Source organism: Brevibacterium rongguiense (genome assembly GCF_009857845.1).
Lineage (GTDB): Bacteria > Actinomycetota > Actinomycetes > Actinomycetales > Brevibacteriaceae > Brevibacterium > Brevibacterium rongguiense.
The window spans coordinates 1-14,156 of the sequence record NZ_WWEQ01000010.1; the positions used below are offsets into that span (position 1 = coordinate 1).

Below are 14,156 nucleotides of genomic sequence, written 5' to 3' on the forward strand. Positions count from 1 at the left end.
CCCTGCGGCGATGCCCCGGCCGCGGCGGCAACGGCCACCGGGCCGCCGGGGTAGAGCCCGGTGCGCGAGCCCGTGGGGTCGCCGCCGCTCCCGCCGGTTGAGCGCCCGTCCGCTGCACCCCCATCCGCTGCGCGCCCATCCGCTGCGCGCCCGTCGCCCAGCGCCGCGACGGTGCCGTCCGGGCGCACGAGCGCCGCGTGCACCGCGGGGTGCTGGGCCAGTGCGGTATCGAGTGACTCCTGGGCGGGAATGTCGAGGGAGGTCGCCACCGGCGCACCGCGCTGGGCCGACCCGGTGCGCTCGGGCTCCGGGAGGTCCGCATCGGCCGCGGCGGCTCCCTCGGCATCCCCGTCGGCCACCGTGCGCGAGGCCCGCTCGACGTCGGCCGGCCCCACGATCCGGACCGCAAAGCCCGGGCGCCCGCGCAGCGCGGAGTCGAAGGCCCGCTGGATCCCCGACTGCCCCACGAGCTGCCCCGCCCGGACGGCGGGGCCGCCGGCGCGGATCTGCTCCGCCGTGGCCGGACCCACGCGGCCCAGGGCGCTGGCCGCGAACCCGGTGCGCAGCGCGATCGGCCGGCGCTGGGCGTGGAAGACGGTGCCCGCCAGCGGTCGCAGCCGGCCCGCCAGCCGCCGGTATTCGCTGCGGCGCAGCGTGATCGCCTCGACGAACGCGTGGGGCTTCGCGCGCGCCACGCGGGCGGTCAGGGCCTCCCCGTCCACTCCCGTAATGGCCGCCGTGCGCCGCGCGACGGCGGCGGGGTCCTTCGCCCGTGCCCTCTCGATGCCCACGGCGACGATGTCCTGCGTGCTGGCGATCGCGGTGCCGTCCGCCGCGGTGACCGGCCCGCGCTCGGCGCCGGTGGTCTCGACGGCGAAGCCGCGGCGCTGGCTCAGCCGGGGGTGGATGATCGCGGGATCCCACACGGCGCGCCACGAGAGGCGCTCCTTGCGCACCGTCAGCGCGCTGTCATAGGTCCAGTCGGGGACCTGCGTGGCCGATCCGGGGTCCGTGATCCAGCCGATGCGCACCCGGGCCGTCGCATGCGCATCGTCGGTGCGCGTGACCTCGCCGACGTCGACGACTGCGGGATGGGCCACCCCCAGCGCGCCCAGCGGCGCAAGCGCCCGCTTGGCCCCCGCATCGGCGGCCCCGGGATCCGTCCACGGGCCGGAGCCCACGGCGCCGGACTCGAGGGACTCGGCGGCGCGGCGGGCCGCGGAGTCCGGTGTCGTGCCCATGTCCGGGTTGAGCCGGATGAGCAGTCCGAGGCCCAGCCCCAGCGCGACGAGGAGGATCGCCGCGAGCACAATGCGCGCGCGCTTCATCGGCCGGTCTCCCTCCCTGTGTTTGGATGGAGTCTAATGAACGCGCAGCCACAGACCCCCCACAGTGCCCGGAGCGGGCGGCCCGGTCCGCTTGCCCACGCCCAGCGCGGCGGCCGCATCGCCTCCCTGCGCTCGCCCGAGGGCCGCGAGCTCGTCGCCCGCATGCTCGCCGCGCTCTACGCCTATGCGGGCCTCGCCGCCGCCCTCCTGTGGCTGCTGGGCCGAGTCGCCCCGACCGTCGTGGTGTGGCCGGTCCTGGCCTCCGGGGCGCTCAACATCCCCGTCGCGCCCTCCCCGGTCTCCGTGGTGCTCCTGTGCCTGCTGGCCTGGGGGCTCAAGCGCCGCATGCGCCTGGCCCTCATCCTCGTGGTCATCACCGAGGTGCTGGGCGCGCTCATCTCCGTGCGCGCCCTGTTCTGGATCTGGACGCACGGCGTGCGGACGCACCCGCCGCAGTGGGTGGCGCTGCACACCGCGCTCGAATCCGTGGCGATCCTCGCCTGCGCGTTCTTCATCGTCGTCACCTGGTGGCTGCGGCCCGCCTATCCCGCCCGCGTGCCCGGCCGCGCCGTCGCCCGGGCCGGTGCCGTCCTGGGCGTGGGGCTGCTCGCGTGCGTCCTGTGGGCGGCGCTCATGTCCCAGCTCACCGCGCGCAGCGCCGAGCCGGGCATCCTCTCCGTGCTCGTGTCGTTCGTCCGCTCGTTCGGGCTGGGCCGCCCGCACTCGGGCGAGCTGCCGAGCCTGCCCATCTGGGTGCCCGGGACGATCTCGCTGCTCATCTCCGCCACCCTGGTGCTGGCCGCCTACGTCCTCATGCGCCCCGTCCAGTCGACCCACCGCTGGTCCGGCGAGCAGGAGGTGCGCCTGCGCGAGCTGCTGGCGCGCTGGCCCCAGGCGGACGCGCTGAGCTACTTCGCCACGCGCCGCGACCGCGAGGCAGTCTTCGCCCCCTCGGGCGCCGCCGCCGTGACCTACCGGCAGCAGGGCGCGCACTCCCTGGCCGGAGGCGATCCCGTGGGCGACCCCGCGCAGTGGGGCGCGGCGATCGCGGCCTGGCTCGAGCACTGCCGCACCCGCGGGCAGATCCCGGTCGCCTGCTCCGTCTCCGAGGCCGGGGCTCGCGCGTACTCCGCGTTCGGACTGGCCGTCATCCCGCTGGGCGACGAGGCCGTCATCGACGTCGACCGCTTCGACCTCAAGAAGGCCGCGATGACCCCGGTGCGCCGCGCCGCCGATCGAGCCGCCCGCGCCGGCGCGCAGATCCGCATCCGCCGCCAGGGCGAGATCGCCCCCGCCGAGCTCGCCGACCTCGGGACCCTGGCCGAGGCGTGGCTGCGGGGGGCCGACGACCGCGGGTTCTCCATGGCGCTCAACCGCTGGGGCGATCCGGCCGATTCCAGGACCGTCGTGGTCGAGGCCCTCGTCGACGAGGCGCCCGTGGGCCTGCTGACGTTCGTCCCGGCCGGCGCCTCGACGATCAGCCTCGACGTCATGCGCCACGCCGTCCAGGCCCCCAACGGCGTGACCGAGGCCATGGTTGCGGCGCTCGTGGCATGGTGCGGGGACAACGGGATCGCCGCCGTGTCGCTGAACTTCGTCGTGGGCCGGCGCATCTTCTCCGAGTCCGAGCGGATCGGGGCCGGGCCCGTCACCCGCTTCAACAGCCGCGTGCTCACGTTCTTCAACCGCTTCTTCCAGCTCGAGAGCCTCTACCGCTCCAATGCGAAGTACGACCCGCTGTGGTTCCCGCGCTTCATCTGCATCCCGGATGCGACCTCCCTGCTGCCGGCGGGCGTGGCGTTCTCCATGGCGGAGGGCTTCCTGCCGGAGGTGTTCGGCCGCATCCGCTCGACCGGGACCCTGGCGGCCGACCAGCTCGAGCGGATCGCGCAGCTGGGCGCGCTGCCGGCGCACGAGGCGCCCCACGGCCCCCGGCGCTCCCCCGTCTTCCACCACCGGCTCGCCCACGCGCGGGCGCTGCAGGACGCCGGGCACAGCCCGTACCCGATCGGCGCGTTCGACGGGATCGCCCTGGCCGACCTGCCCGCGGCCGGTCCGGATCCCGCCGCGCTGCTGGCCGCGTGGCCGGCCGCGCGGCCGGTGGTGGCGCGCATCCGCCGACTGCGCCGCCACGGCGGCGTCGTCTTCGCCGAGCTCGTCGACGGCCGCGCCCACGTCCAGGCGGTCCTCGAGCGCTCGGCGCTGGGCGAGGACTTCGGGGTGTGGGAGCACAACCTCGACACCGGCGACCTCGTCGCGGTCACCGGCCGCCCGGGCGCCTCGCGCAACGGCACTCCGTCGGTGCTCGTCAGCACCGTGGAGATCGAGTCGAAGGCGCTCGTGCCCATCCCCTTCGACGGGATCGCCGACCCCGAGTTCCGGGCCCGCCACCGCTCCCTCGATCTGCTCACGAGCCCGGCCGAGCTCGAGACGCTGCGCCAGCGCTCGGCGGTCATGGCCGAGGCCCGCGCGTTCCTCACGGCCCAGGGCCTGCGCGAGGTCGAGACGCCGGTGCTCAACACCGTCCACGGCGGGGCGTCCGCGCGGCCGTTCCGCACCTACATCAACGCCTATTCGGCGGACCTCACGCTGCGCATCGCCCCCGAGCTCTACCTCAAGCGCCTGCTCGTCGCGGGCTCCGGGCCGATCTTCGAGTTCTCCCGCAACTTCCGCAACGAGGGCGCCGACACGACCCACAACCCGGAGTTCACGGCGCTCGAGGCCTATGTGCCCTTCGCCGACTACACCGTCATGAAGGACCTCACGCAGGGCCTCATCAAGGCGGCCGCCACGACGCTGTTCGGCAGTCCGCGCCTGCCGCTGGGCAGCGTCCGCGGCACGGACTTCGCGTGGACCGACGTGGACTACGACTGGCCCATGGTGCCCATCGAGGATGCCCTGAGCGAGCGCCTGGGCCGGCCCGTGGGCCTCGAGACCGATGTCGACGAGCTGCTCGCGATCGCCCGCGAGCACGGCATCCCGATCGGCCCCACGATGGGGCCCGGGGCGATCCTCGAGGAGCTCTACGGCGAGCTCGTCGAGGCGACCACGACCGCACCCACGTTCTACTGCGACTTCCCCCAGGAGACGTCCCCGCTCACGGGCCCCCACCGGACGAAGCCGGGGCGGGTGGAGCGCTGGGACCTCGTCATCAACGGGATGGAGATGGGCACGGCCTACTCGGAGCTCACGGACCCGGTGGAGCAGCGCCGGCGCCTGACGGAGCAGTCGTGGAAGGCCGCGCACGGCGATCCCGAGGCGATGCAGGTCGACGAGGACTTCCTCGCGGCCCTCGAGGCAGGCATGCCGCCCACCGGCGGGATGGGCCTGGGCATGGACCGCCTCGTCATGCTCCTGACCCGCTCGACGATCCGCCAGGTCCTCACGTTCCCGTTCGTGCGCCCGCGCCGCTGAGCCGCGCCCGAGGCGCGGGCCGGTCGAACGTGCCCAGCCCGGGCGGGTGCGCGGGCTCAGCCCCCGTGCGAGAGCCGCTCGCCCTCCGCCCGCAGCTCGACCTTGCGGACCTTGCCGGAAACGGTCATGGGGAAGGACTCGCGGACCTCGACGTAGCGCGGGATCTTGTAGTGGGCGAGCTTGCCGCGGGAGAACTCGCGGACCTCGTCCGCGGTGAGCGAGGCGACGCCCTCGCGCAGGATGACCCACGCCATGAGCTCCTCGCCGTACTTCTCGTCGCTGACGCCCACGACCTGCACGTCGGCGATCGACGGGTGGGTGTAGAGGAACTCCTCGATCTCGCGCGGGTAGATGTTCTCCCCGCCGCGGATGACCATGTCCTTGATGCGCCCGGAGATGTCGACGTAGCCGTCGGCGTCCATGATCGCGAGGTCGCCCGTGTGCATCCAGCCGCCGGCGTCGATCGCCTCCGCCGTCTTTTCCGGCTCCTCCCAGTAGCCGCGCATGACCGAGTAGCCGCGGGTGCACAGCTCGCCCTTCTGCCCGCGCGGCAGGGTCAGGCCCGTGATGGGGTCGACGATCTTGACCTCGACGAAGGGCATGACGCGGCCCACGGTCTCCGTGCGGCGGGCCAGGGTGTCGTCCGTGCGCGTCATCGTGGACACCGGCGAGGTCTCCGTCATGCCGTAGCAGATGGCGACCTCGGACATGTGCATCTGGGAGATCACGCGCTTCATGACCTCCACGGGGCAAGGCGAGCCGGCCATGACGCCGGTGCGCAGGCTCGTGAGGTCGTAGTCGGCGAAGTTCGGCAGGTCGAGCTCCGCGATGAACATCGTGGGCACGCCGTAGAGGCTGGTGGCCCGCTCCTCGGCGGCCGCGGCCAGCGAGCGCTCCGGGTCGAAGCCGGGCGAGGGGATGATGGCGGAGGCGCCGTGGGAGAAGATCGCGAGGAAGCCGATGACCATCCCGAAGCAGTGGAAGAACGGCACGGGGAGCACCACGCGGTCCTCGCCCGTGTAGGCGAGCACCTCGCCGATCGAGTAGCCGTTGTTGAGCAGGTTGTGGTGGGTGAGCGTCACCCCCTTGGGGAACCCGGTGGTGCCGGAGGTGTACTGGAGGTTGATGGGATCGTCCGCGTCGAGGGCGCCCATGGCCTGGCGCAGCCGCACGGGCATCTTGGCGCCCGCGTCCGAGCCCAGGGCCCGCCCGCGCTCCATGAGCGCGGCGAACGACTCGGACGGCTGGATGGCCGCCGGGCGCTCGTCCTCGCCGGTGACCTCGGCGTGGGCGGTGTCGATGAAGACGAGTTCGAGGCCGCTTGCGCCCTGCGCGACCTCGCGGGCGATCTGCTCGAAGTTCGAATGGGGCGGGGCCGTCAGCTGGCTGATGAGCAGGCGGGTGCCGGACTGCCGGACGACGAACTCGAGTTCGTGCGTCCGGTAGGCCGGGTTGATGTTCACGAGGATCGCGCCGACCTTGGCGCACGCGTACATCGTCAGCGTCCACTCCGGCAGGTTCTGCGCCCAGATCCCCACGCGGTCGCCCTTGGCGATCCCGCGCTCGATGAGCGCGTAGGCCAGGGCGTCGACGTCCGACTCGAGCTCCTCGTAGGTCCACCGGCGACCCGAGGGGCGGTCGATGAGCGCGGTCGCCTGCGGTGAGGCGGCGGCGATCCGGGAGAAGTGGCCGCCGATCGTGTCGCCGAGCAGCGGGAACTGCGAGGGTCCCGAGGCGTAGGACAGGGCGGCGGGGGTGCGCTCCGGCTGGGTGGTTGAGGTCACGTCGCTGTGCTCCTTCGAAGGGGTCTGCTCGAGCGGGCCCGTGAGGGTGCTCCGCGTCACATCGAAGCCTAGCCCAGGGCGGCTGGCAGGATGGGGCCATGAGCGAATCCAACGCCGACACCCTGGCCCACTTCCCGACGCACGCCACGGACATCCTGCGCTACGGCGACACGGACCGGCAGGGGCACGTGAATAACGCGGTCTACGCCACGTTCTTCGAGACCGGCCGCGTGGCGCTGCTGGCAGACGCCCTGGGCCCCGGGGACGCCTGGCCGGGTGAATTCGTGCTCGCCCAGATCACGATCGACTACCTGCGCGAGGTCCACTGGCCGGGCACCGTGACGATCGGCTCGCGGGTGCAGCGCCTGGGCACCACCTCCCTCACCGTCGACCAGGAGCTCGCCAGCGGGGGCGAGGTGTGCGCGCGGGCGCGCAGCGTCATGGTCCAGATCGACGCGCACACGCGCCGCCCGCTGCCGTTGGACGAGGGTGCTCGCGGCGCGTTCGCGCGCTTCACCGCCGCGGGTGAATGACGCGAGCGAGTGATGCGGGCGAGTGACGGTGCCGGATGACGCGGCACGTCACGATTCGCAGAACAACGTCCCACCATGTGAAATGAGGCCCCCGGCAACGGCCGGTGTTACGCGTTCGAAACGGGCACGGTGCTAGTGTTCCCGGCAGATTGTTGCCCGCCTCACATGGAGTTCACATGGCCATCGACTTCCCCGCCGAGGGGGCCGCGCTGCTGCCCGACCTCGTCGAGCTCCGCCGCACCCTGCATCAGATCCCGGAGCTCGGCAACGAGCTGCCGCTCACCCAGTCCGAGGTGCTCTCCGCGCTCGACGGCCTGCCGTTGGAGATCACCCTGGGCCGCAGCGTCTCGTCCATCACCGCCGTGCTGCGGGGCGGTAAGCCCGGTCCGGTAGTGCTCCTGCGCGGCGACATGGACGCCCTGCCCCTGCACGAGGAGTCCGGCGAGGAGTTCGCCTCCGCCAACGGCCGCATGCACGCGTGCGGGCATGACCTGCACACCGCGGGCCTCGTGGGCGCCGCCCGCCTGCTCGCGGCCCAGCGGGACGAGCTGCCCGGTTCCGTCGTCTTCATGTTCCAGCCCGGCGAGGAGTCCCCCGGCGGGGCGCAGCCGATGATCGCCGAGGGCCTGCTCGACGCGGCTGGCGACCGGCCCATCGCGGCCTACGGGATCCACGTGGGACCCGGGCCGCTCGGCGAGTTCGCCACGCGCCCGGGCACCATGCTCGCCGGCGTCAACGACCTGCACGTCGTCTTCCGCGGAGTCGGCGGCCACGGCTCGGCGCCCCACCTGGCGCAGGACCCCGTGCCGGCGGCCCTGGAGTTCGGCACGGCCATCCAGTCGCTTGTCACCCGCAGGTTCAGCGTCTTCGACCCGGTGGTCGCCACTGTCACGCAGCTGCAGGCCGGCACCGCCGTCAACATCATCCCGGACACGGCGACCGTGGGCGCCACCGTGCGCACGCTGTCGAAGGACAGCACCGCGCGCTTCGGTCCGCTCGTCACCGAGCTGGCGGAGGGCATCGCCGCCGCCCACGGTGTCAGCGCCGAGGTCGACTGGGTCGAGCACTACCCGGTGACCGTCAACGACGACGCGGAGGCCGACTTCGCGCTGCGCACGCTGAGCGCAGAGTTCGGCGCCGCGCGCGTCATCACCGCACCCGATCCGCTCATGGGCTCCGAGGACTTCTCGTTCGTCCTCGAAGAGGTGCCCGGCTGCTTCCTGTTCCTGCGCTGCACGCCTGCGGACACGGACCTCGAGACCGCGCCGAACAACCATTCGGCCCACATCCGCTTCGACGACTCCGTCCTGGGCGACCAGGCGGCCGCGCTCGCACAGCTGGCCTACGAGCGGCTGCGCGCCGGCTAGAACCCAGCGCGGGCGCGGGCGCGAGCGCGCCCGCCCACTGAGCCCGGGTCGCCTCGGCGGCCCCTCCCATCCCGCACCACCGGCACCGGCAAAGGAAACCCATGACACCCATCTACGCAGCCGCGATCGTGCTGGCGTTCGTCGCCCTGGGCGAGCTCGTCTCGATCTGGTCGAAGGCCCGCGTGCCCAGCCTGCTCGTCGCCATGCTGGGCGTGTTCATCGTCGCGAAGGCCGGGATCATCCCCGACTCCGTCGTGAATGACTCGACCCTGCTCCAGGCCTACACGATCCTCTCCGCGCCCCTGCTGTTCCACATGGGCTCGATCATCCCGCTCAACACCCTGCTCAAACAGTGGCGCTCGGTGCTCATCTCCGTGGCCGGCATGGCCGTGGCCGTGGGCCTGCTGTTCGCCGTGGTCGGCCCGCTCTTCGACTTCCAGACGGTCATCGCGGGCGCCGGCCCGCTGGCCGGCGGCATCGTCGCCACGGGCCTGACGACGGAGGGCCTGACGAAGGCCGGTGTGGCCTCGACGATCGTCGTGCTGCCCGCCCTCGTGCTCATGCTCCAGTCCGTCCCCGCCATGCCGATGACGAACTTCCTGCTGCGCCGCTTCGCGATCGGCGTGCGCGACAGCGGGGAGCTCACGCGCCTCGCGGCCGAGAACCAGGCGGCCCAGGAGCACCAGGCCAAGCGCAAGAAGCTCGTCAACCTGCCCCAGGACCTCGTCGACAACCAGCTCTTCGTCCTGTTCCTCGTGCTCGTGGGCGGTTCGCTCGCCACGTTCCTGGGCGGCATCACCCACATCCCGTCGTCCATCGTCGCGCTCATCCTGGGCATCGTGTCCACGTACTTCGGCTTCACGCCGGAGCGCACGCTGGAGAAAGCGAACTCGTTCGGCCTGGCGATGGCGGCCGTCATCGCGGTCGTCATGGCCCCGCTGCTCAAGGCGACGCTGGCCGATGTCATCGCGGCGATCCTGCCGGTGCTCGCCATCCTCGTGGTGGGCGGCATCGGCATCATGCTGGGCGGCTTCCTCGCGACGAAGCTGCTGAAGTGGCGTTCGGCGCTCGGCATGTCCGTGGCGCTCACCGCCATGTACGGCTTCCCGGCGGACTACCTGCTGACGAACGAGGTGGCCCGCTCCACCGGCCGCGACGACGAGGAGCGCAAGGCCCTGCTCGACGTCATGCTCCCGCCGATGCTCGTGGGCGGCTTCACGTCCGTGAGCGCGGGCTCGGTCGTCATCGCGAGCATCCTCGTGAGCTTCATCTGAGGCGCGCTCTCGCCCGGCTCCGCTAGGAGCCCGACACGGCGAAGGGCCCGGCAGCCGAGCGGCTGCCGGGCCCTTCGCGCTGTCGCTGCGGACTGCCTCAGCGGGCCTGCACGCCGTTCTTGAACACGTGGCGCACGCGCTGGCGGATGTCGCCGACCCCGGTCTCGCGCAGGTCCCCGTCGAGGACCACGAGGTCCGCCGCCGTGTCCGCGGCGATCGTGCCGATGTCCTCGCGGCCCAGGACGGCGGCGGCCCTCGTGGTCGCCGCGCGCAGGGCGTCGACGTCGGTGAGCCCGATCGCGGCGAGCAGCTCGATCTCCTCGAGGTTCTCCCCGTGGGGGCCCACCCCGGCGTCCGTGCCCATCGCGATCGTCACGCCGGCCTCGTAGGCCCGGCGCACGGAGTCGTCGTGAGCGTCGGCGACGCGCTTGGCCTTCTCCACGAGCACCGGCGGCAGCGGCACGCCCGCGTCGGCCGCCGCGATGACCGCGCGCGGGGCCTGGAGCGTGGGCACGAGGACGGCACCGGCGTCCTTCATCATCTGGATCGCCTCGTCGTCCAAGTAGATGCCGTGCTCGATCGTCTTGACCCCGGCGCGCAGGGCGTTCTTGATGCCGTTCGTGCCCTGTGCGTGGGCCATGACGTACGTGCCCTGGGTTTGCGCCTCCTCGACGATGACCTCGATCTCCGCCTGCGTGAACTGCGAGTGGCGCGGATCGTCGGCTGGTGAGAGCACACCGCCGGTCGAGCAGATCTTGATGTGGTCCGCCCCGGCCCGCAGGATCCGGCGCACGGCCTTGCGGACCTCCTCGACACCGTCGGCCACGCCCGAGGGGCGTCCCGGGTGCTCCATGAGCATGGGCGAGTCGATGCCCGAGGGCATGTGTCCGTCACCGTGGCCACCGGTCTGGGACATGATCGTCACCGCGATCGTGAGGTCGGGTCCCTCCGTGAGACCCGTTTCGAGGGCCGCGCGCACACCGGCATCGGCGCCGCCGGCATCGCGGGCCGTCGTGACGCCGCCGTGCAGGGTCTTGCGCAGGTGGTCCGCGGCCTTGAAGAACTGGAGGGAGAACGGCTCGGAGAAGGCAGCGAGCGAGCCTGCCTGCGCGGTCGTCACGTGCACGTGCAGGTCGATGAAGCCGGGGGTGAGTGTGGCACCGGTGCAGTCGATGACCGTGCTGTCCGCGGGGCGCTCCGGTTCCCCGGCGGGGCCGATGGCCACGATCCGGCCGTCGGCGACGACGACGTCCTGGGGCGCGGGCAGGAAGTCGGTGCCGTCGAAGACGGTGGCTCCGGCGAAGACGGTGGATGCGGGTGCGCTCATGGGGTGCCTTTCGGACGGGTTGATGTGCCAGGCAGTCCTCGGGTGCCGTCGCTGCGGGTGAGGGCAGCGGCTGCGGGACCGCGGGTTGCGGCGGCTCGCGCGGTGCGCGGGCAGAGCGGGCGCGGACCGATCGTGCGGGCCTGCCCGGGCGCGCGAGTGCCGTGCTTCCCACGCTATCCCGAGGCGCGAACCGGCGCCCACCGGTCCGCGCCTCGGCGGCCTCATCCGGGACTCACCGGGTGTGGTGGGATTCCTGCAGCCCGTAGACGGGGGTCTCGATGCCCTGCTCGCGGGCCTTGAGCTGGAGGGCCAGGTACTTCGAGTAGTGGCGCGACTGGTGGAGGTTGCCGCCGTGGATCCACAGCTGCTCGACGTTCGTGGGCTTCCACATGTTGCGCAGCTCCCCCTCCCAGGGTCCCGGATCGCGGATCGTGTCCGAGCCGTAGCCCCAGCACTTGCCCACGGCATCGGCGACCTCCGGCGAGACGAGGTCGGCCAGCCACGCGTTCATCGACCCGTAGCCGGTGGCGTAGACGATGAGGTCGGCCGGGATGAGCCGGTCGCCGTCCACCACGACGCCGTCCGGGGCGATCTTCGTGACCTGGCCGCGCTCCAGTCGGATGCGCCCGTCGATGATGAGCTGGGAGGCGCCCACGTCGATGTAGTAGCCGGAGCCCCGGCGCAGGTACTTGAGGAACAGACCCGATTCGTCCTCGCCGAAGTCGAGTTCAAAGCCGGCGTCGGCCAGCGCCTGGTAGAAGTCCGCGTCCCGGCGCTTCATCTCCTCGTAGACGGGGATCTGCGCACCGGGCAGCAGCCGGTAGGGCCAGGAGGCGAAGAGCATGTCCGCCTTCTCCGTCGTCACGCCGGCCGCGAGCGCCTCCTCCGAGTACAGCGGTCCCAGTGCCAACTCCCGCAGCGAGTCGGAGCGGGAGATGTGGGTGGACGAGCGCTGGATCATCGTGACCTCGGCACCCTTCTCCCACAGGGTGGCCGCGATGTCGTGGGCGGAGTTGTTCGAGCCGATGACGACGGCCCGCTTGCCCTCGAAGGAGTCCTCGTCGCCGGTGAACTCGGAGGAGTGGCCCTGCCAGCCGGTGAAGTCCTCCGCGCCCTCGAAGTGGGGGATGTTCGGATAGCCGGACACGCCCAGGGCGAAGACGAGCTGCGTGGGATGGAGCTCCACCTCCTCGCCGCGGCGGTTGACGCGCACGGTCCACGTGCCGCTGGCCTCATCGAACTGGGCGGTTTCGCACTCCGTGCCGGACCAGTAGTCGAGCTCCATGATGTCGACGTAGTGCTCGAGCCAGTCGCCCATCTTGTCCTTCGAGGGGAAGACGGGCCAGTCGTCGGGGAACGGCAGGTAGGGCATGTGGTCGTACCAGACCGGGTCGTGCAGGTGCAGGGACTTGTAGCGGTTGCGCCACGAGTCGCCGGCGCGCTCGTTCTTCTCCACGACGATGGCGGGCACGCCCAGGCGGCGCAGGCGCGCGGCCAGGCCGATGCCGCCCTGTCCCCCGCCGATGATGAGGACGTAGGGCTGCTCCTCGTAGCCCAGGGCGGCGTCGCGCTGTGCGCGCGCCTCCTTCCACGTGGTGCGCCCACGGGTGATCTCGTGCTGGACGCCCAGTTCCCGTTTGGGTCCCTTCTTCTCCTCGAACCCGGTGAGCTCCTGGAGTGTGGTCAGCAGCGTCCAGCACTTCCCGTTGACCAGGCGCAGGTGGGCCCAGCCGCGGCCCACGGCCGTGGAGAAGTCCACCCACGCCTCGGCCTCCTCGGCCGTGCCGCTGGCGGGCTCGGCGAGCTGCCAGCCCTGGGGCTGGATGGCAGGCAGCTGGGCGGTGAGCATGTCCGCGATCGCGTCGAAGCCCTCAAGGGTGGTGAGGTTCCACGTGAAGGCCACGAAGTCGCGCCAGTAGCAGTCCTGGGCGAAGAGCCCGCGGAGGGCATCGAGGTCGCCCGCCTTCAGGTCCCGGTCGAAGCGGTCGAGCCAGTCCTGCACGGCGGCGGTGGCCGCCTGGGGATCCTCGGCCGCGGGGTCCGGCTGGGCCTGCGGGTGCTGTTCCCCGGCTGTGGGATCGATCGTGTTCGTCATGTCCACTCCCTTGTGTCCATTCGGTGCGTCCATCGCGTGTACGCTCATGACCCATCTCACACTAACCCTCTGACATGGGCCGTGCCATCGTGTTCACGACGCGAAAACGCGCCCGCCACGTGGGCAAACGTCTGGGCGGCGCGGTGTGCGCGGAGGGAGGCCGAATGGTGCAGGAGATCGCGCTGCGCGTGCGCAGCGCCGGCTTCGCAACGGTCAAGGGCACGGCCCACGCACCCCGGCCGGGCATCCGATTCGACGCGGCCGGTCCCGTGGGTGATCGCCGCTACTGCGTTGTGGACCCGGAGCGGGGCGCCGTGCTCAAGACCGTGCAGACGCCGCAGCTGCTGCGGGTGGCCGCCCGCGAGTGCGCGGCCGGCCTCGCACTCGACATCCCCGGTGCTGGCATCGTCGTCGCCCCGGTCGGCATGGGGCGCGCGCTTGACGTGGACTACTGGGGCAGGCGCGTGCGGGCCAGACTCGGAACCGGGCCCCACGCCGAGGCGCTCTCGGACTTCCTGGGCCGGCGCGTCGCGCTCGCCCGGGTGCCGCGCGGCGGGGCCGTGTACGGCGATCCGACCAGCATCGTGACGACCGGCTCGCTGCGGGCGCTCGGTGAGGCCACCGGACACCCGGACCTGCTCACGGAGTTCGTGCGCTTCCGGCCCACGCTCCTCGTCGAGTCCGACGAGCCGTTTGGTGAGGACGCCTGGGCAGGTGCCGAGGTGCGGGTCGAGCGGGTGCCGGCCGGCGCCTCGGGCGCGAAAGGCGATGGGGAGCGGACTCAGCCGGGGGCCGGTGAGGGCGGCATGGAGGGGCTGCGCCTGCGCGTGGGCGACCCCATTCCCCGCTGCGCGGTCATCGACCTGGACCCGGTCACGGGCGAGCGGGGCGGCGGGCTGCTACGGGCGCTTGCGGCAATGCGGCCGCGCAACGAGCGGGGCGAACCGCTGTTCGGCGCATATGCGCGGGTGGTGCGACCCACCGCTGAGACGCCCGGCACTGTAGGGCATTAAATTGCTTATATATAGCCAATA

At 72.2% G+C, this 14,156-nt stretch carries 9 protein-coding genes; 5 read left to right on the forward strand and 4 right to left on the reverse strand.

What is annotated here, in order from left to right:
* Window positions 1-1,328 (reverse strand): NTF2-like N-terminal transpeptidase domain-containing protein (locus GSY69_RS03650; protein ID WP_328698752.1); only part of this gene is annotated, 1,328 nt, incomplete at its 3' end.
* A 36-nt stretch (window positions 1,329-1,364) separates the two neighbouring features.
* Here GSY69_RS03650 and lysX point away from each other — a divergent pair.
* The gene (gene lysX / locus GSY69_RS03655) at window positions 1,365-4,742 is read left to right on the forward strand and encodes a bifunctional lysylphosphatidylglycerol synthetase/lysine--tRNA ligase LysX (protein ID WP_160952531.1); all 3,378 of its coding nucleotides are present in this window, start codon (window positions 1,365-1,367) and stop codon (window positions 4,740-4,742) included.
* Between the two features lie 56 nt (window positions 4,743-4,798).
* Here the strand turns inward: lysX and GSY69_RS03660 are convergent, their stop codons facing one another.
* Window positions 4,799-6,526 carry an AMP-binding protein gene (locus GSY69_RS03660; RefSeq protein ID WP_160952532.1) on the reverse strand — a complete coding sequence of 576 codons (1,728 nt, stop codon included), beginning with the start codon at window positions 6,524-6,526 and terminating at the stop codon, window positions 4,799-4,801.
* Window positions 6,527-6,624: 98 nt separating this feature from the next.
* Here GSY69_RS03660 and GSY69_RS03665 point away from each other — a divergent pair, with 98 nt between their 5' ends.
* The 3 genes from GSY69_RS03665 to GSY69_RS03675 all read left to right on the forward strand — a co-directional run bounded on the left by GSY69_RS03665 (window position 6,625) and on the right by GSY69_RS03675 (window position 9,700).
* Window positions 6,625-7,059, forward strand: a complete 435-nt coding sequence (locus GSY69_RS03665) for an acyl-CoA thioesterase (protein ID WP_160952533.1) — start codon at window positions 6,625-6,627, stop codon at window positions 7,057-7,059.
* Window positions 7,060-7,235: 176 nt separating this feature from the next.
* On the forward strand, window positions 7,236-8,426 hold the full coding sequence (locus tag GSY69_RS03670) for a M20 metallopeptidase family protein (protein WP_160952534.1): 1,191 nt from the start codon (window positions 7,236-7,238) through the stop codon (window positions 8,424-8,426).
* Window positions 8,427-8,527: 101 nt separating this feature from the next.
* Window positions 8,528-9,700, forward strand: a complete 1,173-nt coding sequence (locus tag GSY69_RS03675; RefSeq protein ID WP_160952535.1) for a hypothetical protein — start codon at window positions 8,528-8,530, stop codon at window positions 9,698-9,700.
* Between the two features lie 97 nt (window positions 9,701-9,797).
* On the opposite strand, the gene GSY69_RS03680 is transcribed toward GSY69_RS03675, so the two are convergent.
* Both GSY69_RS03680 and GSY69_RS03685 read right to left on the reverse strand, forming a co-directional pair.
* Window positions 9,798-11,027, reverse strand: a complete 1,230-nt coding sequence (locus tag GSY69_RS03680) for a metal-dependent hydrolase family protein (RefSeq protein WP_160952536.1) — start codon at window positions 11,025-11,027, stop codon at window positions 9,798-9,800.
* Window positions 11,028-11,259: 232 nt separating this feature from the next.
* Window positions 11,260-13,170, reverse strand: coding sequence for an NAD(P)/FAD-dependent oxidoreductase (locus GSY69_RS03685; protein ID WP_235936263.1), 1,911 nt, complete (start codon window positions 13,168-13,170; stop codon window positions 11,260-11,262).
* A 116-nt stretch (window positions 13,171-13,286) separates the two neighbouring features.
* On the opposite strand from GSY69_RS03685, the gene GSY69_RS03690 reads away from it, so the two are divergent.
* On the forward strand, window positions 13,287-14,135 hold the full coding sequence (locus GSY69_RS03690) for an MOSC N-terminal beta barrel domain-containing protein (protein ID WP_160952537.1): 849 nt from the start codon (window positions 13,287-13,289) through the stop codon (window positions 14,133-14,135).
* Window positions 14,136-14,156: the final 21 nt, after the last annotated feature.

Excerpts from the sequence above, each read along its gene's own strand:
- lysX (WP_160952531.1), top strand. The coding sequence starts at position 1,365 with ATGAACGCGCAGCCACAGACCCCCCACAGTGCCCGGAGCGGGCGGCCC.
- GSY69_RS03665 (WP_160952533.1), top strand. The coding sequence starts at position 6,625 with ATGAGCGAATCCAACGCCGACACCCTGGCCCACTTCCCGACGCACGCC.
- GSY69_RS03670 (WP_160952534.1), top strand. The coding sequence starts at position 7,236 with ATGGCCATCGACTTCCCCGCCGAGGGGGCCGCGCTGCTGCCCGACCTC.
- GSY69_RS03675 (WP_160952535.1), top strand. The coding sequence starts at position 8,528 with ATGACACCCATCTACGCAGCCGCGATCGTGCTGGCGTTCGTCGCCCTG.
- GSY69_RS03680 (WP_160952536.1), bottom strand. The coding sequence starts at position 11,027 with ATGAGCGCACCCGCATCCACCGTCTTCGCCGGAGCCACCGTCTTCGAC.
- GSY69_RS03685 (WP_235936263.1), bottom strand. The coding sequence starts at position 13,170 with ATGAGCGTACACGCGATGGACGCACCGAATGGACACAAGGGAGTGGAC.
- GSY69_RS03690 (WP_160952537.1), top strand. The coding sequence starts at position 13,287 with ATGGTGCAGGAGATCGCGCTGCGCGTGCGCAGCGCCGGCTTCGCAACG.